This is a genomic window from Polaromonas sp. P1_G2 (genome assembly GCF_056405515.1).
Genome location: NZ_JBFUBY010001450.1, coordinates 1 through 400, shown reverse-complemented (window position 1 = coordinate 400; position 400 = coordinate 1). Strand labels below are relative to the sequence as shown.

The 400-nt window shown below is 62.5% G+C and carries 1 protein-coding gene; it reads left to right on the top strand.

Annotated features, from left to right (window positions below; genetic code table 11):
• Positions 1–28 precede the first annotated feature (28 nt).
• Positions 29–400: AMP-binding protein (locus AC1D0P_RS31025; RefSeq protein ID WP_477680235.1), on the top strand; the 372-nt coding region annotated here is incomplete at its 3' end.

Genomic DNA, 400 nt, shown 5'->3' with positions numbered 1-400 from the left:
GTTGGTGACGGACGAAGATTCTGCCTCGATGCACCTGCCGGTCGGCTGCCGGCCTCTCGGAATTACGGCACTGGCGGCAGGGGCCGCCGCTACCGAGCCCTCCGAATGGCGAGAACTGCCGCCGGCCGATGCGCCGATCATCATCCTCTACACATCAGGGACATCGGGAAAGCCGAAGGGCGTGTTGATCACCGCCCAAAACGCATTTGCCACTGCGGTGAATTTCGGCGTGCTTGGACATGTCGGACACGACAGCGTCTTCCTCTGCGACACGCCGATGTTCCACGTCATCGGCCTGATCACCTCTATCCAGTCGCCGCTCCTGCAGGGCGGCCGGGTGCTAATGTCGGCCGGGTTTGATCCCGTTGCCACCAATGATCGGCTGGCGGCTGAAAATCTC